Source organism: Planococcus sp. MSAK28401 (assembly GCF_018283455.1).
Lineage (GTDB): Bacteria > Bacillota > Bacilli > Bacillales_A > Planococcaceae > Planococcus > Planococcus alpniumensis.
This window is the reverse complement of record NZ_JAAMTH010000001.1, coordinates 2,250,086-2,271,552: the sequence shown is the minus strand read 5'-3', so window position 1 is coordinate 2,271,552 and position 21,467 is coordinate 2,250,086. Positions and strand designations below refer to the sequence as shown.

Here is a 21,467-nt window from a genome sequence, read left to right as displayed (position 1 = left end):
GTAAACTGAAAAAAAGGAGAGTGATTCATATATTAACAGCGCTCGATAAAGGCCGTTTATTTACGCTCCAAGCCTATCATACAAGGCAAGAGCTGATTCAGCTGAGAAGAGATCGAACCTTCCTGTGTCCCGCCTGTGAAGCACCGGTCGTCTTGAAAGTCGGTACAACGAAAATTCCCCATTTCGCCCATCTCCAGCAATTCTCCTGCACGCCAGGCAGCGAACCGGAAACGCCGCTTCATCTGCTTGGAAAATCCCGCTTAGCCTCATTTTTCCAAGACAAGAACATCCCCGTTCATGTTGAATGCTACTTGCCCCAAATCAAACAGAGGCCCGACCTGTTAGCCAAGAAATCGGCGATTGAAATCCAGTGCAGCAAATTGCCCCTAGAACAGGTGGTGAAGCGCAGCCAAGGATACGCCAAGATAGGTCTTCATGCCATTTGGATCCGTGGCACAAAGTGTGTGCCTGCTCCAGGGCTGGGCCTTGTCCAAATCCGCCCATTCGAAAGAGCGATGTTTCGTAGCAGGCCTCTTCATCCCCATCTCCTGCAATTCAACCCCAATCATTCCCTCTTCATCTACTATTCCAATCTTTTTTATGTACAAGGCAACCGCTGGATCGCAAAGGTATCGCTTTTGCCTGTGAAGGAACAAGTTTTTCCTTTTGCGGTGCCGAAAAAATTAACCAAAGCAGAGTACGTTCAGGCAATATCCTTGATGCGTATAGAAAATAATAAACACATCCGTTCGCAATTGTTCGCAAAAAATAGGATGAGAAATCCATTCTGGCGATTGAGCTATGAACTTCGACTCGATAAAGAAGCCATCCCGGAGATTTTCGGGCTGCCGCTTGCAGGTGGGCATCTATTTCTGGAGCATCCCCTCATATGGCAAATGAAAGCGGCACTCATGATCGAATCGGGAAAACCAGTGGAAACTTTATTAACCGAGAGACTGGTCAAGATTGCGTCTTCTGGAATTGATATGCGCACGCCCTTACAAGTGCTTTCGGCATATGAAACCATCTACAGAAATGGCCATTCCGAATGTTTTTCGGAAGTGATGGATATTTCCTATCATCTGCTTGCAAAAGCGTGGGAAAATTGAGAAAATAAGGTGTAATTCGTTTCCCGAAACAAGGGAAAGAGGAGGCAGCCAAATGACGGAAAAATTAATGACTAGAGATCAAGTGCCTGCAGAACTGACATGGCGCTTGGAAGATATTTTTGCTACAGATGCTCAATGGGAAGAGGAATTCAAAGCGGTCTCGGAGCTGGCAGAGAAAGCTGGACAGTATGAAGGTACCTTATCATCCGGAGCGAATGCCTTATACGAGGCGCTAAGCTATAAAGATGAACTGTCGGAGCGCCTGCGCAAGCTATACGCATACGCGCATATGCGTTATGACCAGGATACGACGAATTCAACATACCAGGCGATGGACAGCCGCATCAAATCGCTTTTTGCCAAGACGGCAGCAGGTTTGTCTTTCATGACGCCTGAAATCTTGTCTTTAGACGAAGCAGAGCTGAACCGCTACGTAGATGAACATGACGGTCTTAAGCTTTATCGACAAGCGCTCGAAGAACTCAATACGATGCGTCCGCACGTACTGAAAGCGGAGCAAGAAGCTCTTCTTGCACAATTATCAGAAGTGGTTGGAGCATCTTCTGAAACGTTCGGCATGCTTAATAATGCCGATTTGGAGTTTCCGGAAATTGAAAATGAAGACGGCGAAAAAGTGCAGATTACACACGGCAATTACATCCGTTTCATGGAAAGCAAAGATCGCCGCGTACGTGAAGATGCATTTAAAGCCGTTTATGCGACGTATGGCAAATTCCGCAATACCTTTGCTTCCACTTTATCCGGAAATGTTAAACGCGATAATGTCCACGCGAGAATCCGCAATTATTCATCGGCCCGTGAAGCAGCGTTGTCAGATGACCATATTCCGGAAGCTGTGTACGATCAATTAGTCGAAACAGTCAACAACAACCTGCATCTATTGCAGCGCTATGTAGCACTGCGCAAAGAAGTGTTGGGCCTTGACCAAGTTCATATGTATGATATGTACACACCGCTCGTCAAGGAAGTCAAAATGGAGATTCCATATGACAAGGCGACGGGCATGATGCTCGAAGGCTTGAATGCACTCGGTGAAGAATATGTCGGCATCGTCAAATCCGGCATCGACAACCGTTGGGTCGACGTGAAAGAAAACAAGGGCAAGCGCAGCGGTGCTTATTCTTCCGGTGCTTACGGCACAAACCCTTATATCCTGATGAACTGGCAGGACAATGTAGACAACTTGTTCACGTTGGCGCATGAATTCGGCCATAGCGTCCATAGCCATTATACGAGAGAAAATCAGCCGTTCGTCTACGGTGATTATTCCATCTTTGTGGCAGAAGTTGCATCGACGACGAATGAAGCCTTGTTGAATGAACACTTAGTCAATACGACAGAAGATGAGCAAGAACGTATCTACTTGCTCAATCACTGGCTGGATGGTTTCCGCGGCACGGTATTCCGCCAGACGATGTTTGCTGAATTCGAGCACACAATCCACCAGATGGACCAAGACGGTGAAGCTTTGACGGCTGACCGTTTGACGGAAGTGTATTACGAATTAAACAAAAAGTATTTCGGCGAGGACATGGCAGTGGATGAGGAAATCGGGCTAGAGTGGGCGCGCATCCCGCATTTCTACTATAACTACTATGTATTCCAGTATGCGACAGGATTCAGCGCCGCTACTGCGTTAAGCAAAAAGATCCTGGAAGAAGGGCAGCCAGCGGTAGAGCGTTATATTAACGAATTTCTTAAAGCTGGCAGCTCTGATTACCCGATTGAAGTATTGAAAAAAGCCGGTGTGGATATGACTTCTTCCGAGCCGGTCGAAGAGGCGTGCAAAGTCTTTGGGCAGAAGCTTGAAGAACTTGAAGCCTTGCTTTTGAAGAAATAAAGCGATCAATCAGCCAAACCTCTGCAGTTAAAACCCTGCAGAGGTTTTTGGTCTTTCTTTCGAGTGGTCGGTGGTTATTATTCGGTAGTGGGGGGGAGTGCATAAAGCAAACGAAGTTTTTCGTCATTATTATTGCGCAATGGAAAATAGGGGCTCATACATTAGGTAGAATCCTGTCGTAAATGCAAACAAGTTATTTCTAAATAACTTATTTTTGTGGAGTTATATATGTAAGCGTTTGCTATTATGACAGATTTGTGAAAAGGTTTGTGATTTATTGCATTAACTATTATGGCGTGATATTATTAGGCTGTGAAATTAATCACATACAAACATACACCCCTTTGTTTGAGCGTGAACATTTCTCCCATCCCCTTTGTGTAAGATAAGAAAGGCGCCTTCCGGACGTGGAAGGCGCCTTTCGCTATTATATGATGGAAGAAAAAATAAGCTAAGCTCCTGTTGGGAGCTTAGCTTATTTTACTTTCCATAATGTCTCGTCCTGCAGCGGGATGCGTTCAAGTTTTTGCTGCAATACTTGCTTTTTCAGTTCGCGTTCTGCAGTTTGTTCGCTGATATTGTAGATGCTCGCCACTTCGTGTGTCGCCATCGTTGGGTATTTTATGAACAGATCATCGAGAGAAGGCGGGGACTGCCGGTTAAGCCGGTCTTTTCCCAACATTTCTTGTAGGATGGTCAAATAGACGTCGTATGAATAAAGGCCAGAAACTTTGACACCTTCGTCTTCGATGCATTCATTGAAAAAGACGATGCTTGGCACTTCGGAAATTTCCATTTCACGGGTGATGCGAAGATCGCATTGGAATGCTTTTGCGCTGTGGACCGAGTGGAAATCATCTTTGAACTCTCCTTGGTCCAATTCAGCTTCTTCCGCAATTTCAAGCAGTACATCGTAGGATGTGACGTTTCTTGATTGTAAAAAGAGATGCTCTTGCAGTTTATACAGGAATCGATTGCCTGCTCGTTTGCCCTGGAGCTCTGCCGCTTTGATGGCAACAGAGGGAAGTGCGGGATGTTCAAGCTCATCGCCAGTCATATCCGCATTTTTCACGCTCATGTTCAGGGCGGATAATTGTGTACTCAAGATCATCCGCATTGAAAAGTAATGGCCGTACTCGATTTGCAATTTGCGGATGATGGATTGAAGTTCCCAGCATGCGGGATTCATCGGATCCATGAACACGTATAATTCCATCGGTTTGCAGGAAACTTGGTGTTCGCGGATATCCTCTGCCAGATCCAGGTTGCTCACTCCAACTCCTCCTCACTATCGTAATCATTCACCATATGGCGGGCGGTCAATACGAGACGGTTAAAAAAGGTCTCGCGAAATTGGCCGCTTAGCCCCACTTCATCCATTGCTTCACTCATGCACTCAAGCCAAGCTTGCGCGCGGTCTGGTGTAATCGGGAACGGATGATGGCGTGCTTTTAGGCGCGGGTGCCCGTGTTCTGCTGAGTAAATATTCGGGCCGCCTAAGTATTGTGTCAAGAATTGTTTTTGTTTTCTCGCTGTTTCGGTCAGGTCGTCAGGGAAAATGGGTGCAAGTTGCGGATGTGCTGAGACGCGTGCATAGAAGGCGTCCACCAGGTTCGATAAAGTTTCCGCGCCGATCTCATCGTACGGAATAAGCGGTTTTCCAGTCATCAGTCTTGTCCCCTTTGTATTTGCTGTAAATCCATTCTATCAACGCATGGTAAATATCTCAAACAAATCGCATGCCGCCGAACGGCTATGCCTTCTTTAGCGCTTAGTAGCCGCCTTCATAAAACGCGCGATTTTCTTGTCTGCTGGACGTATCGGGATGTGTTTTTCTTCCAGTAAGGAGAAGAAACTCCGCTTGCCGGCAGCTTCATCGGTGACTTCGTATTCCAGTTCATAATCTTCCACGTCTAAGTATTCCGAGTGGTCCAGCACAAGAAGCCCGCCTTCGTACGCGGCCTCTACGCGATGTGTCGTCAAGGAACCAATGGGCACTAAATCGGACGGGGAGACCCCGAGCCGTTCGAGCTCAGCAGAAACTTCCGGCGCATCAAACTGCCTTAAGTCCAGCATGTCGGAAGCCTGTTGTTCGTTCAAGATATCGGTCGTTTCATAATTTCCGGAAGCAGCTGGTGTTTTCAGCGTGCATTCGAAGCGGCTGCCGATACTGCGTAAGCGCAGCGCTGCCTTTTGGTCGCGCAGCTTAAAATCAGCCGTGTCGAAATAATGGTTGGTCTGGCTGATCGGGGAAGTGTTTTGCTCGGCCAATAATTTGCTATACTCTTCTTTTGTCAGCATGTTTTTAAATTCGATTTCAAGTTCTTTTGTCATTTGTTCACCTCATTACTCCCGCTTTTACAATACAGGCGCCTTTTCTATAGGAAAGAAGCGGCATTGCACAAGCGCGGTGGGTCAACCGGCGGGAAGCGAGGATTTCATGTTCACGCCGGTTGCTCTTGGTTTAGCCATTAATTTCATTATCGGATAGTTGGGTGCAATCTGCAACGCAGAGCCTTGCTGTGGTAAAATAGCGGTATGAAGAATCAGCCCTGTGCTGGGCTTAAAGGATAGTAGAATGGGCAAAGCAGTGAGGAGGGCCAGACATGGGGCAATGGAATCGTTTTTTGGCGCCGTATAAACAGGCGGTCGACGAGATGAAAGTGAAATTCAAAGGCATGCGCAAACAATTTGAAACGAATAACACGAATTCACCGATTGAGTTCGTTACCGGACGTGTAAAGCCGCTGGCGAGCATTTATGATAAGACCTTGGAAAAAGGGCTATTGTTTGAACCCTCAGAAGAATTGGCCCGCAATTTACAGGACATCGCCGGATTGCGGATGATGTGCCAATTTGTTGGAGATATCGAAACAGTCGTAGAGCTTTTGCGACAGCGCAATGATTTGCGCATTGTGGAAGAAAAAGATTATATTTCACATGAAAAGCAAAGCGGTTACCGTTCGTATCATGTCATCGTCGAGTATCCTGTGCAAACCATCGACGGCGAGCAGCTGATCCTCGCAGAAATCCAGATCCGTACCTTGGCGATGAATTTCTGGGCGTCGATCGAGCATTCTTTGAACTATAAGTATAAAGGGGTATTCCCCGAGGAGATCAAGCTTCGGCTGCAGCGTGCGGCGGAAGCGGCATTCCAGCTCGACGAGGAAATGACGCAGATCAGGGATGAAATCCAAGAAGCGCAAGCATATTTCAGCGAATACAAAGAATCTCCGGGAACACGATTTCCGGCGGATGGGGAAGGAGGTCGAAAGGATACATGAAATTTTATATCATATCGAGAAGTGATAATCTATCCAATCGATTGATGGAGGAGGCCCGTGAATACTTAGAGGATTTCGGCATGGAGTGGAACGAGGAATCTCCGCAGATCGTCTTGTCGATTGGCGGGGACGGCACTTTGCTCCATGCATTCCATAAATACAGCGACCGTTTGGATGCTGTCGCATTCGTTGGAATCCATACTGGCCACTTAGGGTTTTATGCGGACTGGAAGCCGATTGAAATCGAGAAGCTGGTCTTGGCGATCGCGAAAAAGGAATTCGAAGTCATTGAATATCCTTTGCTGGAAGTAACGGTGCATTACCGGAGCGACCAGGAGTCTTCCACTTATTTAGCTTTAAACGAATCGACCGTAAAATCCCCGGATGTCACGCTTGTCATGGACGTCTTTCTGAACGACAGCCATTTTGAGCGGTTCCGCGGGGACGGATTGTGCATGTCGACGCCTTCAGGAAGCACAGCGTATAATAAAGCGCTTGGCGGGGCGATTATCCATCCGTCCTTGCCGGCGATGCAACTGACCGAAATGGCTTCAATCAACAACCGGGTATTCCGGACTGTCGGTTCGCCGCTGGTGTTGCCGTCCCATCACCGATGCACTTTGCTTCCGGTGAAGGCGCCGGATTTCATGGTGACGATCGATCATCTTCAATTGCTGCATAAAGACGTTGAATCGATCGAGTATCGCGTAGCGAAAGAAAAAGTGCGCTTCGCCCGTTTCCGCGCGTTTCCGTTCTGGCGCCGCGTGCACGACTCATTCATCGACAGCGAACTGTCGGAGGATTGAGGATATGAAAGCATTTCAAGTAGAGTTCACTGCAACGAAACGCAGCTTGCTGCGGGAAGCGCTGCAAGATTATGGGATTTCCAAAAGGACTTTGGCTTCTGTGAAGTATAGCGGAGGCCATTTGCTGGTCAACGGTTCGGAAGTGACGGTCAGGCATCCGCTCGAAGTCGGGGATGCCGTGACCGTTATTTTTCCGAAAGAAACACAAGGCAAAGGCTTGACGGCAGAAGCAGGGCAGCTTGCCATCGTCTATGAAGACGACGCGTTGTTGATTGTCGAAAAGCCGCCAGGGCAAAACACCATTCCGTCGCGTGAACAGCCGTTCGGCAGCCTGGCGAATATTGTCGCTGGCCATTTCGAGCGTCATGCTATCCCGTCCACATTGCATATCGCAACTCGCCTTGATAAAGACACTTCAGGGCTGGTATGTATCGCGAAAAACCGCCATATCCATCATTTGCTGTCTATTCAGCAACAGGAAAAGCGCATGAACCGGCGCTATGAAGCATTTGTGCACGGCGAAGTGGCAGCAGGAAAAGCGATAATCACCGCCCCGATTGCCCGAAAAGGTACGAGCATCATCGAACGCGAGGTAAGGGAAGACGGCAAGTTCGCCGAGACCGAGCTGGAATTGATTCAGTCGGGTGGCGGCATCAGCCATGTCCGGCTGAAATTGAATACTGGCCGGACACACCAGATCCGTGTCCATCTAGCCCATATCGGGCACCCGCTGCTTGGGGATGATTTATACGGCGGCGGACGCGAGTTGATCGACAGGCAAGCGCTGCATTGCACAGAATTGCAACTCGATCATCCTGTCTCCGGGAAGCGGCTGGCATTTGCATCCGCTCTTGCTGCTGACATGCTGGCACTGGTCTAATCGTACTGATGAAAGCGGTCTGGCTGATAAACTTGTGTTGACGGGACCTGGTAAATCTCCATTTCCGGAAAACGCAAGGCAGTTAAATGCCCTCCGAATACACAGCCGGTATCGATATTGACGGTGCGATTCTTGAAATAAGGAGTCGCGACCGGCGTGTGGCCGTAAATGATCCATGGTTCGCCTTGGTAGCTTTTCGCCCAATTGCCGCGAACGGGACGCCCATCGGAATGGTACTTGCCGGTGATTTCGCCGTATAATGCAAACGTGATGATGCGGCGGCTCAGTGGCAGCCCAATCATATCCTGGCGCAGCCCGGCGTGGACGACAATCAAATCCTCTTGTAATCGGTGATAAAGCGGAAGCTCTTCATAAAAACGGATAAACCGGTTCCTGAACTGTTTTTGCGCGCCTTGTTCAAGCTGGCGCCATTCCGCTACGGTCATTTCCAAGCCGTGCAGGAGCTCGACCGGATTGCCTTTGAAAAAGCGATACAGTTTATTGCAATGATTGCCAGGGGAATAATAAAGGATGCCCGCGTCCTGCATGGCGAATAATAGCTGCAGGACGTCGAGAGATTTTGGGCCGCGGTCCATGGCGTCGCCGACAAAGGCAAGCTTGCGGCCTTCGGGATGTACAGGAAGGCCATTTTCGAATTGGTATCCAAGCTGTTCAATCAATTCGAGCAGCTCATCAAAACAGCCGTGGATATCACCAATAACATCATAATTCATACTCTTCAGCTCCTATAGGCGATATGCTGATTTCAGTGTAACGCATATCTGGAATAAAGCTGAAATGATTGAAAGGAGGGAGTATACATGATGGACGAAACGAAGATCCGTGACGAGGAACTGAACGAAGAATTATTGCATGAATTACTGAATAAAGGGGATGTCGAAGCATTCCGAGAAGAATTTTTGTCCCACCATCCATACGACCAAGCAAGCTTTTACGAAAAAGCGGACGGAGAAACGAGGCAATTGCTCTATCAGTATCTCTCTCCGAAAGAAATGGCGGATATTTTTGAAGCCATTGAAGTGGACGATGACGAATACGAAGATCTGTTCAAGGAAATGGATACACGCTATGCATCCGATATCCTGTCCTATATGTACACCGATGATGCAGTCGATGTACTCAATGAACTGAACAAAGACCAAGTCGCCAGCTATTTGACGATCATGGACAAGGAATCCGCCCAGCAGATCAAGGACTTGCTCCATTACGAAGAGTATACAGCCGGATCGATTATGACAACGGAATTTGTCGCGATCCCGAAAAATTCGACGGTGCGTTCGGCGATGAATATCCTGCGAAATGCCGCACCGAACGCCGAAACGATCTATTACGTCTTTGTCATCGATGAAGACCGCAAATTATCAGGCATCGTAACATTGCGCGATTTGATCGTTGCAGATGAAGACACCTTGATCGAAGCGATCATGAACGACCGTGTCGTCAGTGTCCAGGTAAGCGAAGACCAGGAAGAAGTCGCGCGCATGATCAAAGACTATGACTTTCTCGCACTTCCGGTCGTGGATTTCCAGGACCATCTGCTCGGCATCATCACAGTCGATGATATCATTGACGTGTTGGATGAAGAGGCGTCTGATGACTATTCCAAATTGGCTGCCGTATCCGACATGGATACCTTTGACCGCGGACCGCTGACAGCAGCGAAAAAACGTTTGCCATGGCTTATCTTGCTGACTTTCCTTGGCATGCTGACAGCGAATTTGATGGGCATGTTCGAAGCGACGCTCGACGAAGTGGCGCTGCTCGCCGTGTTTATCCCGTTGATTGCAGGGATGGCCGGAAATAGCGGCACGCAGGCACTCGCGGTTGCCGTACGCGGTATTGCGACGGGTGACATCGAAGAAGAAAGCAAGATGAAGCTATTGTTCCGCGAAGCAGGCACAGGTTTGATTACTGGCGTCATCTGCGGCATCGTTGTCGTGGGGCTCGTTTATTTTTGGAAGTCTGAATTACTCATAGGAATGTTGGTCGGCACTGCGGTCGCCAGCTCGATCTTTGTCGCGACATTGGCCGGCTCCTTTATCCCGTTATTGATTCACCGGATGAAGATCGATCCTGCCGTCGCATCCGGGCCGTTCATCACGACTTTGAACGATATCATTTCCATCCTCATTTATTTGGGCTTGGCGACGACGTTCCTGACGAATTTATAACGGTATAGGGCTAAATGAAGCAAGATCCCAGAAAGTGCAATTGCACTTTCTTTTTTTATGGGGTAATATTAGTACCAGGTAATAATATTAGGAGGTATATATATGTCGATTTCATTAAAAGATAAAACATACGTCATCATGGGGGTTGCCAATAAGCGCAGCATCGCATGGGGAATTGCGCGTTCATTGGATGCGGCTGGAGCGAATTTGATCTTTACATATGCAGGAGAGCGCTTTGAAAAGTCGGTGCGTGATTTGGTCGCGACACTCGATGGCAAGCATGAGCAAATCTTGCCGTGTGATGTGACCAGCGACGAAGACGTAGAGAAATGTTTCAATACGATCAAAGAAAGCGCTGGAAAAATTGATGGGCTTGCGCATTGCATCGCGTTCGCGAAAACCGAAGAATTATCAGGCGACTTTTCGGACACATCGCGCGATGGCTTTTTGCTCGCACATAACATCAGCTCGTACTCATTGACAATCGTTTCGAAATACGCAAAACCATTGATGACAGAAGGCGGCAGCATCGTAGCCTTGACATACATCGGTGGAGAGCGCGTTATGCCGAACTATAATGTCATGGGCGTGGCCAAAGCATCGCTTGAAATGTCTGTCCGGTATTTGGCAGCGGATCTTGGCAAGCATGATATCCGCGTCAATGCGATTTCATCCGGCCCGATCCGCACATTGTCTTCTAAAGGCGTCAGCGACTTCAACTCGATTTTGCGTGAAATCGAAGAGAAAGCACCGCTTCGCCGCAACACGACACCGGAAGAAGTCGGCGACACGGCCGTCTTCTTGTTCAGCAATATGTCCCGCGGCATCACGGGCGAGGTCTTGCACGTCGACAGCGGCTATCACGTCTTATAAAACGCATGAAAAAAACCTTCCGGAGTTTTCCGGAAGGTTTTTTATTATAGGGTTTTTTCCATTTGTCGGTGGGGAATGCCGGCGTCCATGAATTCGGGAGAGACCACATCATAGCCAAGCCGTTCGTAAAACGGGATGGCATGGCTCTGGGAATTGAGTTGCAAGCGGAAATAGCCGATCGAGCGGGCATATTCCTCCAGCTGTTCCATCATCTCCGCCCCGAAGTGATGTCCGCGGTATTCAGGCAACACGCAAACGCGCTCGACTTTGCCGACGCCTTGTTCGTATTCGCGGATCCGGGCAGCGGCAATCGGCTGTTCCAGTTCATAACCGATAAAATGAGTGGCGCTATCGTCATGTTCATCCATTTCCACATGAAGGGCGACGCCTTGCTCATCGACGAAAACTTTTCGGCGTATTTCAAAAGCCTGTTCTTTTTCGAGTTCGGTTTCAACGATTTTTACTTTTTGCAATTAAGCTTCATCTCCTGACAACCGGAATGTATCGTACACAGTCCACGAACCATCTTCCAATTGATAGAGCAGGTGGACGCGGTCGATTGTCTCTTCGTGATCGATTCCGGCCATTTTCAATTGGCCGTAGACATCAGCATGCTCCGAATCGGAGAGTTTTTGTGCGATGGTGATATGGGGCACAAAAGGATGGTCCGGCATGCCGCCAAGAAAATCGGAGTGGAGGTCTTCGTGAAGATCCATCAGCTCTTTTGAAGGTTCGATCTTGAAGTACAAAGCGTTTGTCACCGGCGTGAACGTGCTGACGCGCGTTGCATGGATACGGAACGGTTTTTGGCGTTTGGCGATATTGCCAAGCTCTTCCGCCATTGCTTTTACTTCTGAGTCATCCGCTTCGAAAGGCCCTTTCAATGTAATATGGGGCGTGATCAATTCGTAATGCGGGTCATAGCGTTTCCGGTAGGAATTCGCCAAGTCTTGTAGTTTTTTCGATGGAAATGCTGCAATGCCATATTTCATAATCAATAGACCTCCTCATCTAATAAATGCTTGCTCTTCAATTATATCAAATTGTTCAGTTTGTTTCCTTAAGGCCTACATGCCGAAATTCATCAGCAGCGCCCGTTTCAGGTCAGGCTGCCAGTATTTCCATGTATGGTCTCCTTTGAATTCTTCGTAAAACAGCGAAAACCCTTTATTTTTCATCAACTCATTCAACTCGCGGTTCGGCGTGAGAAAGTCGGCGGTTTCCCCGTTGGTCAGTTTGACTTCGGTTTCTTCCGAGCCGATGACATGATAGACCGTGAACGAATTGTTCATCGAAAACTTCTCGACAGCTTGCATCATTTCCGGCCCGACTTTCGGCGATTGGAGAATGACACGCCCGAAAATATTCGGGTATTTCAGTGCAGCCATCAAGGAAACCGTGGCTGCCAGCGAATCGCCAATCAATGTTCGGCCCATGCCGACTTGGTAGGTCGGGTATTTCTCATCGAGGTAAGGCGCCAGCTCGTGAGCCAAGAAACGCAAATAAGCGGCATGCTGTTCGCCGGTCGGTTCGTATTTTCGGTTGCGGTCTTCCACGCTTTTATATGGAATGCCAACGAAGATGATGTTTTCAATCTCCTGATTTTCCAGCAATTCATCAACGACACGCGGCACACGGCCGAGTTGGAAATAATCCTTGCCATCCGATGCGATGACGAGGCTGTATTTATAAAGGGGAGAATAATTTGACGGCAAATGGACGAGTACTTGCATGTCTTCTCCCAAGGCATCGCTGTAAAGCGTGAAATCTTCTACGCTTCCTTTGTTCATGATGTTGCCTCCTTCTAATTCTATTGTACAAAAATTGTAACATATTCCCCCATGCAAGGTATAATGGACGGGAAGACAAATCCAAATAGAGAGAGGGGATGGCATTATGGATGGAGGACGTTTCCGTGTGCATTCAGAAGAAGTGACCAAAGCGACGCATGAAGCTTTGGAAAGAAGGGGCGTTACGAAAGAAGATATCGCAAAAATCGTGTTGGAAATGCAATTGCCTTTTAATGAAGGGTTGACGCTGGACCATTGCATCGAGTCGGTCGAAAGCGTCTTACGCAAGCGGGAGATGCAACATGCTCTTCTGGTCGGCATTGAACTCGATGAACTGGCGGAGCAAGGCAAATTGTCCCAGCCGCTTCAACAAATCGTCGGTTCGGATGAAGGCTTGTTCGGGGTCGATGAAATGATTGGTCTCGGCGCTGTACTCACTTATGGCAGCATCGCCGTGACAACATTCGGGCATTTGGACAAAAACAAAACCGGCATTATCCATAAGCTCGATACGAAATATGGGGAGCACGTCCACACGTTTCTTGATGACCTTGTTTCGAGTATCGCGGCGTGTGCCTCTGCCCGCATCGCGCATCGCACACGCGACTTAGAGGAAGAAGGCAGAAGCTTCGAAGATCTAACTCCTGAAGAGACGACGCCGGAAACTCATGTGCCCGGAGCGGAAATATAAAAAAAGGTTTTTATTGCCATAAATTTGGTTTGAAACCGATTCCATTTGAAAAAATTAAATTGACAGATGGACAGAAAGTCATGGTAATATGAAGGGTGAAAGAAACTATAGATAAAGGGAGGCCGATTTATGTTAAACAAAAAGTTTGGATTCTATGCGACTGTCGCTTTGGCCGGATCCGTATTCCTGGCAGGCTGTGGAGACGATGCAGCAGATGAAGGAGAAGGCGGCGGAGCAGCTGAGCCGGAATTCATCAGTGTATTGACTGGCGGAACAACAGGTACTTATTATCCGCTTGGCGGAGCGATGGCGACGATCATCGAGAATGAGACAGGCATCGATACGACTGCCGAAGTGTCCCAGGCATCTGCAGCGAACATGACATCCCTTGCTGATGGCACGGGCGAGATCGCTTTTGTGCAGACAGACACGGCTTTCTACGCATCTGAAGGTTCGAACATGTTCGAAGGGGAAGTCATTGACAGCGTCTCCGCTATTGGAGCTCTTTACCCAGAAACGATCCAGATCGTCACGACTGAAGGGTCTGGCATCACGGCGTTTGAAGACTTGGCAGGCAAATCGGTATCTGTCGGTGCACCTGGTTCAGGTACCTATATCAATGCTGAGCAATTGCTTGAAATCCACGGGATGACCATGGATGATGTCGATGCGCAGAACTTGGACTTTGGCGAGTCGCAGGAAAGCTTGCAATCTGGACAAATCGATGCAGCGTTCATCACAGCTGGAACGCCAACTGGCGCAGTTGAAAGTTTGAGTGCCACTTCCGATGTAAATATCGTTCCAGTAGCAGAAGATAAGGCTGCTGAACTGATCGAGAAATACCCGTATTATGCAGAGGATGTAGTTCCATCTGGCACATACGGATTGACTGAAGATGTCCCGACAGTTTCCGTTCTTGCCATGCTTGTCGTCCAAAACGACATTTCTGAAGATACGGTCTATGACATCACAAAAGCAATTTATGAAAACACAGATCAAATCCAACACGCTAAAGCTGATTTCATCAAGGCTGAAACAGCTCTAGACGGCATCGGGATCGACATCCATCCTGGCGCTCAGCGTTACTTCGATGAAGTAAACCAATAAGAATTGATCAGAATAACGGGCGATAAAGCGAAAGCTTTATCGTCGTTATTTATTTTTTGTCACTAGGGGGGAATCATCTTGTGGAATAATAGGATTCTCAAAGCCCTTCTAATATTAACCATCCTCACCCTTATCTGCTCCGCACTTTTCTTCATCCCATATCAGAAACACTTCGTCTTCATCGATTCGGAAACAAACGAAATTACAACGCGCATTCCAGTGGTAGAAGACCGCTTCAAGATCCGCTATACGCATTCGATCCATCTATCGGATGTCATCGAAAGTTACCGTCTTGATGATGAGGGGCAGCTGGTGATGACGGAGCTGGAGTACGAAGATTTCAATATCGGCATGCCGTCTAATGCAGGAGAAGGGGAGCGCTTTGTCGAAAAAGACGGGAAATACTTTATTAAGGATATGAAGCGGAAGCTGCCCGAATTCCGGTTGCTAGTCGGGGACGTGGACGCGGAACTCGCTTTCCTATACGGGGGAAAAGAACTGGACTTGAAGAACAGTTTGGAAAGAGGCAAGATCTATACATTCCGTGCCCAGCGCTTATCCATTTATCAGCAATTAGAAGGAGTGAACATCTATGAGCGATAAACTATCGCCAGAAGAAAGAGAAAAGAAAAAACTTCCGCCTGAAGACGAAGGCCACTTTTCAGAGGAGCAGCAAAAAGAACTTCTCCAGAAATACGATCCGGAATCGAACACCCGTGATTTATCAGGCATAATCAAACATGTCGTGTTTTATGGGCTTTTGGCCTTTTCATTGTTTCAATTGTATACAGCCATCTTCGGCCAATACACAGCGTATATCCAGCGCTCTGTCCACTTAGGATTCGCACTATCGCTCATTTTCATCCTATTCCCAATGCGCCGCCGGAAAGGTGCGCGCCATAAAGTGGCCTGGTACGATTACATATTCGCCTTATTATCTATCGGTGTCGGCGCTTATTGGCCGATCATGTACGATGATTTGGTGTTCCGCATTGGCCGCGTGACTGAGCTGGATCTGATTGTCGGGATTTTAGCCGTTATTTTAACACTTGAAGCAACAAGACGGGCCGTTGGGATGCCGATTACGGTCATTGGTATACTGTTTTTGACCTACGGATTCTTCGGGCCGTATTTTCCAGGGTTTATGCGCCACCGCGGACAGGACCTGGAATCCTTAATCCAGTTGATGTTCTATACAACGGACGGGATTCTCGGCACGCCGATCGGGGTCTCTGCGACGTTCATCTTTACGTTCCTGTTATTCGGTTCGTTTCTGGTCAAGACAGGGGTTGGGCAGTATTTCAATGACCTCGCCGTGTCGCTAGCCGGAAATCTGACCGGTGGCCCGGCAAAAGTGGCAATTTTCTCCAGTGCCCTGCAAGGGACGATCTCAGGGAGCTCGGTTGCAAACGTTGTTACATCGGGGTCTTATACAATCCCGATGATGAAAAAGCTTGGATATAAGAAAGAATTTGCTGGCGGCGTTGAAGCAGCAGCTTCGACAGGCGGCCAATTGATGCCTCCAATCATGGGAGCGGCAGCGTTCCTGATGGTCGAATTTATCGGCGGTGTCACTTATTGGGAAATTGCCAAAGCGGCAGCCATTCCGGCACTCCTGTACTTCACAGGCGTTTGGATCATGACGCATTTCGAGGCGAAACGGATCGGCTTGAAAGGTCTGTCGCATGAAGAAATGCCGGACCGCAAGGAAGTATTGAAAAAAATCTATTTGTTGACGCCGATTCTTGCGATCATCTTGTTCTTGCTGGTCGGAATCCCGACGATGCAAGCGGCATTATACGGTATTTTGCTGACGATTTTTGTCAGTGCCTTCAATAAAGAAACACGCCTTGGCTTTAAAGACATCATCCACGCTCTTGTGGACGGGGCCAGAACTGCACTTGCGGTCGCAGCAGCGACAGCTACGGCAGGGATTATTGTTGGAGTGGTCGTCAAAACCGGACTTGGCCTGTCCTTGGCAAACGGACTCGTTTCCGCATCTGGCGGGAACGTCCTGTTGACATTGTTCTTCACCATGCTCGCAGCCATTGTGCTTGGTATGGGATCGCCGACAACGGCTAACTATGTCATCACGTCCACCATTGCTGCTCCTGCCATCATTACCTTGCTGATGGTCGATGAGCCTGCTGGCGCAGCTGTTCCAATCGTCGTTGCGCTGTCTGCGCATTTGTTCGTTTTCTATTTCGGGATCATCGCAGATATCACCCCGCCGGTCGCGCTCGCTGCCTTCGCAGCTTCCGGGATTTCCGGAGGGGAGCCGATACGGACTGGGTTCAATGCGGCGAAGCTGGCCATTGCGGCATTTATCATTCCGTATATGTTCGTCTTGTCGCCAGAACTGTTGATGATTGACACGACCTGGACCCAATTGATCTGGGTATTGATCACCGCCATCACCGGCATGATCGCCATCGGGGCCGGTTTGATCGGCTATTGGTATCGCAAGCTCAATTGGATTGAGCGAATCATCACATTTGTTACAGGAATTGCCTTGATCTACCCGGAAGGATTTACGGATCTTATCGGGGCGGCTGTCTTTATCATTTTGTTCGCGATCCAATGGATGTCGAGAGAGAAAAAGACGAAAAGACCTCAAACTGCATAATAAAAAAGATGGAAGCCCTCGGGCTCCCATCTTTTTTTGTTTGTGGAAATAATAAAAAAACACCAACCGTTTTACCGGTTGGTGTTTTGTGCAGCGCGTAGCATGCTTAGATGATTCCTACTGGGCTCGAACCAGCGACCTCTACCCTGTCAAGGTAGCGCTCTCCCAGCTGAGCTAAGGAATCGCAATCTCAAGGACATTTATTATTATATATGCCAGTTTAAAAAAAGACAATAGCTTTTGTGAAAAAACTTTCGGCTTTTTAAAACCGGCATTGTTTTTCAACTCTTCAAGAACAGGCTCCATTCGATTGTCGTGCGATCGCCGATCACGGACCAGCATTCCAGCGCCACGGCCGTTCCGTCCAGATGGTCAAATTCCAGCGCCAACCTTGCAAACAATGGGCCCCAAAACGGAGCGGGGACCTTGCCGATGAGCGGGACATGCGGCTGCCACTGCACATCAGCGCCATTGGAATATTCATGGGCTGCCAATTTCAATGAGCTGTATAATTCACCGAGTGCTTCATTTGGATGGACCTGCAAATAAAATCGCGCGCCGTCTTTGGAAAATCCGATATCGCTGGCATGGAAAGAAGGGGGAGCGGTTTTTTGGGCAATCGGTTCCAGTGCTGCCTTCAAATGATGCGGAGCGGTTTTTTCAAAAATCAGCAGCGGGATATGCGGCAATTGCAACGCTAGTTTGGAATTCGGTTGGCGTAGCTGTCTTTGCAGGTTTTCGATCGTTGTAGAGCTGCGGTAATCAAGGCGCAGGACAAGCAATTGCATCGTATTCCTCCTTTTTTACTGGCCGGAACTGCGGAAACCAGCATCTCTTGCTTGCTGCTCCGTACAGAACCATTGTTCAGGATTGGTCCCTTCATAGGAAGGAGAGCCGGGCATGTGATAAATTTTATTGCCGCTCCGATTGATATTGCCTTTAATGCGGCAGTCATCAGCGGTATCGGTGCCATCTACTTCAGTTTGCTCGTAAGCATTTGCATTGAATCCGCGGTCTGTCGAATAATCTTCAAATTCCCAAATACCGATTTCAGCATCTTTCGCTTCGGCCTCGGCGTCGCGGAATTCATCGACATAGCGTGTATTCGGCGGGAAGATATAGGCAACTCGTGCAAAGCCTTCTTCAAGCAATTGCTCCTGTATGCTTTCCCCATCAGCATAAAAATACGCGAGCAGGCGGTCGTAATCGTCAAACCGGTCGCCAACATCAAATTCAATTTCGACTTGCTTCGCCTGTTCGATCAGTTCGCGGTTGCGCTCGGTCGCTTGTGGACCGAGTGGCTGCTCGCCGAATCTTGGATGGTTTGTTTCCGGCGTATCGACCAACAAATAACGGACCGTGGTTTCTTTGGCATCATAGATGATTTTGACCGTGTCCCCGTCGATGACATCGGTGACTTCTACAGCCGTCCTGCCGGCAGTGCCGCCTGTATCGGTGGTGCCAGGAAAAGTACATCCCGACAACACCAGCAGGCTGATCAATAATAAGACGAATGACTTCATGGCAATCCCTGCTTTCTAAATCAAATTATAGCGAAAACAAGTGCAGGCGACAATGAACGGACAGGATACCATGAAAAAAAGCGCTTGCTCCCAATCGGACGGGATCAAGCGCTGCTATGTACTTGCCAAATGGTTGGGCATCTTCATTGCTCCAACGTGCTCGTGGTTTCACCGAAGTATAATAGGCTGTCTTCGTTGATGGTTTCCAGCTTTTCTTTATCGACACCCATTTCCAATGTTCCCGTAAAAATCGGCTCCCACCAGTTTTTCTGTTCATTCATGTTGTTTCCTCCTATTCTTTCGAATGTAATTGTTTGACTATTCTATACCCCACAAGGTTACACTTATAAACAATGAAACAAAAAAGGGGCGATGGTTTTGATAGCGATTGGAATTATTGGAGCGGGAATTGTCGGGGAGCGCCTCATCAAGCAAATCCAACAAGATGACGCAGCACAAATCGAAGCGGTTTATGACACGGACAGGAATCGGCTAAACTACATCGAAGAGCACTACGGCGTAGCCGTCACCGACTCCTTGGACGAACTGTTCCAAGCTGACATCGACTGGGTCTACATCGGCACACCGCCGAACAGCCATGCGGAGCTTGCAGAAACTGCTGCAAGAAGGGGCTTGCATGTATTGTGCGAAAAGCCGCTTGCCCAAGACGCACGGGCGGCACAGGCGATGGCAGAGTCCGCGACGAACAACCGGATCCACACCGCCATGCATTTCCCGTTGATGTATTCGCCGATCGTTCGCGACATGGCGATGCGCATCAAAAGCGGAGATATTGGAAAAGTCCGCCGTATCGAATTGCATACGGTGTTTCCAGAGTGGCCGCGGGCATGGCAGCAAAATCCGTGGATTGCCTCCAGGGACCAAGGAGGATTTGTGCGGGAAGTCTTCCCTCATTATTTGCAGTTAATGCATCGCCTGTTCGGGACATTGGAGATTTCCGCACACCAAGTGGATTTTCCCGAAGATATTGAGAAATGTGAAACCGGAATCATCGCCCACGGCAAGACGCAGCAAGGTTCGCCTTTTTTATTGTCTGGCATGAGCGGGGCAGGGCAGAACGAACTGTTGCAATTTAAAGTGTATGGTGATGACGGAGTGCTAACGCTTGAAAACTGGTCGCGTTTGTACCGCGAAGAACGGGGGAAAACACGTGTAGAAGTGCAAACGGAAAAAACCGTGCGTTCCTTATTCGATGAAATGAAAGAACAATCGACGTTCCTCGTCGGTTTTGACGAAGGTTTAGTCGTCCAGCGTTATATCGACCAATTATTGAAATGACCCACAGGAGGTTTTTAACAGTGAATTTTACAGCGAATGATGTAGAGGATATGATAGCTGATCAACGAGGCTATTATTTTACAGGCGTGACAAAATCGGCGGATTTCCGCATTGCGCAGCTGCAGCGCCTAAAGTCTGCGATTCAAGCCCATGAAGATGACATTATCGAAGCGCTGCAATTGGACCTTGGAAAAAGCGAGTTTGAAGGATATGCCACGGAAATAGGCTTTGTGCTCGATAGCATTGGCCATATGACTAAGCATCTTGAAAATTGGATGAAGCCCGAACAAGTAAAAACGCCAATCCACCTCCAGCCTGCCAAAAGCTTCATTATCCGTGAACCATACGGCTCGGTGCTGGTTATCGGCCCGTTTAATTATCCGTTCCAATTGGCGATGGAACCGCTCGTCGGCGCCCTGGCATCTGGTAATTGCGCCGTCGTCAAGCCCTCTGAAGCGACGCCGAACGTCGCACGCGTCATCCGCACGGTCTTAGAGGAAAGTTTTCAGCCGCATTATGTGAGAGTGGTCGAAGGAGAACGCGAGGAAGTGACCGCACTGATCCATGCTTCCTTTGATTATATTTTCTTTACCGGCAGCGTGCCGGTCGGGAAAGTGGTCATGAAAGCGGCATCCGAACGATTGACCCCGATTACGTTAGAGCTCGGCGGCAAAAGCCCGGCAATTGTCGACCAGACGGCCAACTTGGAGCTTGCGGCCAAACGCATCGCCTGGGGCAAATTCATGAATACCGGACAAACATGTGTGGCACCGGATTATCTTTGTGTCCATGAGTCGGTAAAGGCGGACTTCATGAAGATCTTCATCCAGACAATCCGTAAGTTTTATGGCGACAACGCCCAGGACAGTCCGGATTACGGCCGCATCGTCAATGAAAAACATCATGACCGGCTAACTGGAATCATTGAAAAAGAAAAAGCCCATATTGTCTATGGCGGCGACTTCGATAGAGCTGACCGTTATATTGAACCGACATTGCTCGACAACATCGATTGGAAAAGCCCATCAATGGAAGACGAATTGTTCGGACCAGTTTTGCCGATCATCACCTATAACGATTTGCCGCAATTGCTGCGGGACATCCGGCGTTTGCCGAAGCCGCTGTCTGCCTATCTATTCTCTGAGAATGATCGGGCCGTCCGGTTCTTCCTGGATCAATTGCCATTCGGCGGAGGCTGCATCAACGATACGGTTTCACATGTCGGCAGCCATTACTTGCCATTCGGTGGCGTCGGGCCATCGGGCATGAATTCGTATCATGGAAAATCAAGCTTTGAGACCTTTACCCATGCCAAATCGATCGTCAAAAAGTCCACGAAATTGTCGACCAATCTGACATACCCTCCTTATAAAAACCGGGCGAAATGGATCCGGACAGTATTGAAGTAGAAAGCGGCCTTTAGGTC

General features: G+C 48.5%; 23 protein-coding genes and 1 tRNA gene. 13 read left to right on the top strand and 11 right to left on the bottom strand.

Annotated elements, in window-relative coordinates:
• The first annotated feature begins 20 nt into the window (after positions 1-20).
• Both G3255_RS11620 and pepF read left to right on the top strand, forming a co-directional pair.
• The gene (locus G3255_RS11620) at positions 21-1,109 is read left to right on the top strand and encodes a competence protein CoiA (RefSeq protein ID WP_211654602.1); all 1,089 of its coding nucleotides are present in this window, start codon (positions 21-23) and stop codon (positions 1,107-1,109) included.
• Positions 1,110-1,161: 52 nt separating this feature from the next.
• On the top strand, positions 1,162-2,970 hold the full coding sequence (pepF, locus tag G3255_RS11615; protein ID WP_211654601.1) for an oligoendopeptidase F: 1,809 nt from the start codon (positions 1,162-1,164) through the stop codon (positions 2,968-2,970).
• Positions 2,971-3,445: 475 nt separating this feature from the next.
• Here the strand turns inward: pepF and G3255_RS11610 are convergent, their stop codons facing one another.
• The 3 genes from G3255_RS11610 to G3255_RS11600 all read right to left on the bottom strand — a co-directional run bounded on the left by G3255_RS11610 (position 3,446) and on the right by G3255_RS11600 (position 5,304).
• Positions 3,446-4,243, bottom strand: coding sequence for a ClpXP adapter SpxH family protein (locus G3255_RS11610; RefSeq protein ID WP_349291434.1), 798 nt, complete (start codon positions 4,241-4,243; stop codon positions 3,446-3,448).
• Positions 4,240-4,638 (bottom strand): globin domain-containing protein, encoded by a 399-nt coding sequence (locus G3255_RS11605; RefSeq protein WP_211654600.1) that lies wholly within the window; start codon positions 4,636-4,638, stop codon positions 4,240-4,242. Before G3255_RS11605 ends, G3255_RS11610 begins: the two co-directional genes overlap by 4 nt.
• A 96-nt stretch (positions 4,639-4,734) precedes the next feature.
• The gene (locus G3255_RS11600; RefSeq protein ID WP_211654599.1) at positions 4,735-5,304 is read right to left on the bottom strand and encodes a CYTH domain-containing protein; all 570 of its coding nucleotides are present in this window, start codon (positions 5,302-5,304) and stop codon (positions 4,735-4,737) included.
• A gap of 272 nt (positions 5,305-5,576) precedes the next feature.
• Between G3255_RS11600 and yjbM the strand changes: the two genes are divergently transcribed.
• The 3 genes from yjbM to G3255_RS11585 are packed head-to-tail and all read left to right on the top strand — an operon-like array spanning position 5,577 to position 7,940.
• Positions 5,577-6,254 carry a GTP diphosphokinase gene (gene yjbM, locus G3255_RS11595; protein WP_211654598.1) on the top strand — a complete coding sequence of 226 codons (678 nt, stop codon included), beginning with the start codon at positions 5,577-5,579 and terminating at the stop codon, positions 6,252-6,254.
• Positions 6,251-7,060 carry an NAD kinase gene (locus tag G3255_RS11590; RefSeq protein WP_211654597.1) on the top strand — a complete coding sequence of 270 codons (810 nt, stop codon included), beginning with the start codon at positions 6,251-6,253 and terminating at the stop codon, positions 7,058-7,060. Before yjbM ends, G3255_RS11590 begins: the two co-directional genes overlap by 4 nt.
• A gap of 4 nt (positions 7,061-7,064) precedes the next feature.
• On the top strand, positions 7,065-7,940 hold the full coding sequence (locus G3255_RS11585; protein ID WP_211654596.1) for an RluA family pseudouridine synthase: 876 nt from the start codon (positions 7,065-7,067) through the stop codon (positions 7,938-7,940).
• Here the strand turns inward: G3255_RS11585 and prpE are convergent.
• On the bottom strand, positions 7,937-8,674 hold the full coding sequence (gene prpE, locus G3255_RS11580; RefSeq protein ID WP_211654595.1) for a bis(5'-nucleosyl)-tetraphosphatase PrpE: 738 nt from the start codon (positions 8,672-8,674) through the stop codon (positions 7,937-7,939). The genes G3255_RS11585 and prpE overlap by 4 nt on opposite strands.
• Positions 8,675-8,761: 87 nt before the next feature.
• On the opposite strand from prpE, the gene mgtE reads away from it, so the two are divergent.
• Positions 8,762-10,132: a magnesium transporter gene (gene mgtE, locus G3255_RS11575; protein WP_211654594.1), complete on the top strand. Its 1,371-nt coding sequence runs from the start codon at positions 8,762-8,764 to the stop codon at positions 10,130-10,132.
• A 102-nt stretch (positions 10,133-10,234) separates the two neighbouring features.
• Positions 10,235-11,005 carry an enoyl-ACP reductase FabI gene (fabI, locus tag G3255_RS11570; RefSeq protein WP_068869553.1) on the top strand — a complete coding sequence of 257 codons (771 nt, stop codon included), beginning with the start codon at positions 10,235-10,237 and terminating at the stop codon, positions 11,003-11,005.
• A 44-nt stretch (positions 11,006-11,049) separates the two neighbouring features.
• Here the strand turns inward: fabI and G3255_RS11565 are convergent, their stop codons facing one another.
• From G3255_RS11565 to G3255_RS11555, 3 genes are all read right to left on the bottom strand, one after another.
• Complete coding sequence (locus G3255_RS11565) at positions 11,050-11,478, bottom strand: GNAT family N-acetyltransferase (protein ID WP_058383410.1); 429 nt, start codon at positions 11,476-11,478, stop codon at positions 11,050-11,052.
• Positions 11,479-11,997: a YjcG family protein gene (locus G3255_RS11560; protein ID WP_058383411.1), complete on the bottom strand. Its 519-nt coding sequence runs from the start codon at positions 11,995-11,997 to the stop codon at positions 11,479-11,481.
• Between the two features lie 75 nt (positions 11,998-12,072).
• Entirely contained in the window at positions 12,073-12,795 is a 723-nt protein-coding gene (locus tag G3255_RS11555; protein ID WP_211654593.1) for an alpha/beta hydrolase, read from the bottom strand.
• A gap of 106 nt (positions 12,796-12,901) precedes the next feature.
• Here G3255_RS11555 and G3255_RS11550 point away from each other — a divergent pair, with 106 nt between their 5' ends.
• From G3255_RS11550 to G3255_RS11535, 4 genes are all read left to right on the top strand, one after another.
• On the top strand, positions 12,902-13,486 hold the full coding sequence (locus tag G3255_RS11550; RefSeq protein WP_211654592.1) for a phosphatidylglycerophosphatase A family protein: 585 nt from the start codon (positions 12,902-12,904) through the stop codon (positions 13,484-13,486).
• Between the two features lie 129 nt (positions 13,487-13,615).
• The gene (locus tag G3255_RS11545) at positions 13,616-14,593 is read left to right on the top strand and encodes a TAXI family TRAP transporter solute-binding subunit (protein WP_211654591.1); all 978 of its coding nucleotides are present in this window, start codon (positions 13,616-13,618) and stop codon (positions 14,591-14,593) included.
• Positions 14,594-14,671: 78 nt separating this feature from the next.
• The gene (locus G3255_RS11540) at positions 14,672-15,196 is read left to right on the top strand and encodes a DUF1850 domain-containing protein (RefSeq protein WP_211654590.1); all 525 of its coding nucleotides are present in this window, start codon (positions 14,672-14,674) and stop codon (positions 15,194-15,196) included.
• Complete coding sequence (locus G3255_RS11535; RefSeq protein ID WP_211654589.1) at positions 15,186-17,219, top strand: TRAP transporter permease; 2,034 nt, start codon at positions 15,186-15,188, stop codon at positions 17,217-17,219. The genes G3255_RS11540 and G3255_RS11535 overlap by 11 nt, the downstream gene beginning before the upstream one ends.
• Positions 17,220-17,330: 111 nt before the next feature.
• Here G3255_RS11535 and G3255_RS11530 read toward each other — a convergent pair.
• From G3255_RS11530 to G3255_RS11515, 4 genes are all read right to left on the bottom strand, one after another.
• A tRNA-Val gene (locus G3255_RS11530) sits at positions 17,331-17,403 on the bottom strand.
• A 97-nt stretch (positions 17,404-17,500) separates the two neighbouring features.
• A complete protein-coding gene (locus G3255_RS11525) occupies positions 17,501-18,007 on the bottom strand; it encodes a 2'-5' RNA ligase family protein (protein ID WP_211654588.1) in 507 nt (168 codons plus the stop codon).
• A 15-nt stretch (positions 18,008-18,022) separates the two neighbouring features.
• A complete protein-coding gene (locus tag G3255_RS11520) occupies positions 18,023-18,742 on the bottom strand; it encodes a thermonuclease family protein (protein ID WP_211654587.1) in 720 nt (239 codons plus the stop codon).
• Positions 18,743-18,885: 143 nt separating this feature from the next.
• Entirely contained in the window at positions 18,886-19,023 is a 138-nt protein-coding gene (locus G3255_RS11515) for a hypothetical protein (protein WP_167549935.1), read from the bottom strand.
• A 97-nt stretch (positions 19,024-19,120) separates the two neighbouring features.
• Between G3255_RS11515 and G3255_RS11510 the strand changes: the two genes are divergently transcribed.
• A complete protein-coding gene (locus tag G3255_RS11510; RefSeq protein WP_211654586.1) occupies positions 19,121-20,041 on the top strand; it encodes a Gfo/Idh/MocA family protein in 921 nt (306 codons plus the stop codon).
• Positions 20,042-20,061: 20 nt separating this feature from the next.
• Entirely contained in the window at positions 20,062-21,450 is a 1,389-nt protein-coding gene (locus tag G3255_RS11505; RefSeq protein ID WP_211654585.1) for an aldehyde dehydrogenase, read from the top strand.
• The last annotated feature ends 17 nt before the right edge of the window (positions 21,451-21,467 follow it).

Bases quoted from the DNA above. Each gene is read 5' to 3' on its own strand.
- G3255_RS11535 (WP_211654589.1), top strand. From the start codon at position 15,186: ATGAGCGATAAACTATCGCCAGAAGAAAGAGAAAAGAAAAAACTTCCG.
- G3255_RS11600 (WP_211654599.1), bottom strand. From the start codon at position 5,304: ATGACAAAAGAACTTGAAATCGAATTTAAAAACATGCTGACAAAAGAA.
- G3255_RS11605 (WP_211654600.1), bottom strand. From the start codon at position 4,638: ATGACTGGAAAACCGCTTATTCCGTACGATGAGATCGGCGCGGAAACT.
- yjbM (WP_211654598.1), top strand. From the start codon at position 5,577: ATGGGGCAATGGAATCGTTTTTTGGCGCCGTATAAACAGGCGGTCGAC.
- prpE (WP_211654595.1), bottom strand. From the start codon at position 8,674: ATGAATTATGATGTTATTGGTGATATCCACGGCTGTTTTGATGAGCTG.
- G3255_RS11550 (WP_211654592.1), top strand. From the start codon at position 12,902: ATGGATGGAGGACGTTTCCGTGTGCATTCAGAAGAAGTGACCAAAGCG.
- G3255_RS11545 (WP_211654591.1), top strand. From the start codon at position 13,616: ATGTTAAACAAAAAGTTTGGATTCTATGCGACTGTCGCTTTGGCCGGA.
- fabI (WP_068869553.1), top strand. From the start codon at position 10,235: ATGTCGATTTCATTAAAAGATAAAACATACGTCATCATGGGGGTTGCC.
- pepF (WP_211654601.1), top strand. From the start codon at position 1,162: ATGACGGAAAAATTAATGACTAGAGATCAAGTGCCTGCAGAACTGACA.
- G3255_RS11520 (WP_211654587.1), bottom strand. From the start codon at position 18,742: ATGAAGTCATTCGTCTTATTATTGATCAGCCTGCTGGTGTTGTCGGGA.
- mgtE (WP_211654594.1), top strand. From the start codon at position 8,762: ATGATGGACGAAACGAAGATCCGTGACGAGGAACTGAACGAAGAATTA.
- G3255_RS11555 (WP_211654593.1), bottom strand. From the start codon at position 12,795: ATGAACAAAGGAAGCGTAGAAGATTTCACGCTTTACAGCGATGCCTTG.
- G3255_RS11560 (WP_058383411.1), bottom strand. From the start codon at position 11,997: ATGAAATATGGCATTGCAGCATTTCCATCGAAAAAACTACAAGACTTG.
- G3255_RS11525 (WP_211654588.1), bottom strand. From the start codon at position 18,007: ATGCAATTGCTTGTCCTGCGCCTTGATTACCGCAGCTCTACAACGATC.
- G3255_RS11590 (WP_211654597.1), top strand. From the start codon at position 6,251: ATGAAATTTTATATCATATCGAGAAGTGATAATCTATCCAATCGATTG.
- G3255_RS11585 (WP_211654596.1), top strand. From the start codon at position 7,065: ATGAAAGCATTTCAAGTAGAGTTCACTGCAACGAAACGCAGCTTGCTG.
- G3255_RS11515 (WP_167549935.1), bottom strand. From the start codon at position 19,023: ATGAATGAACAGAAAAACTGGTGGGAGCCGATTTTTACGGGAACATTG.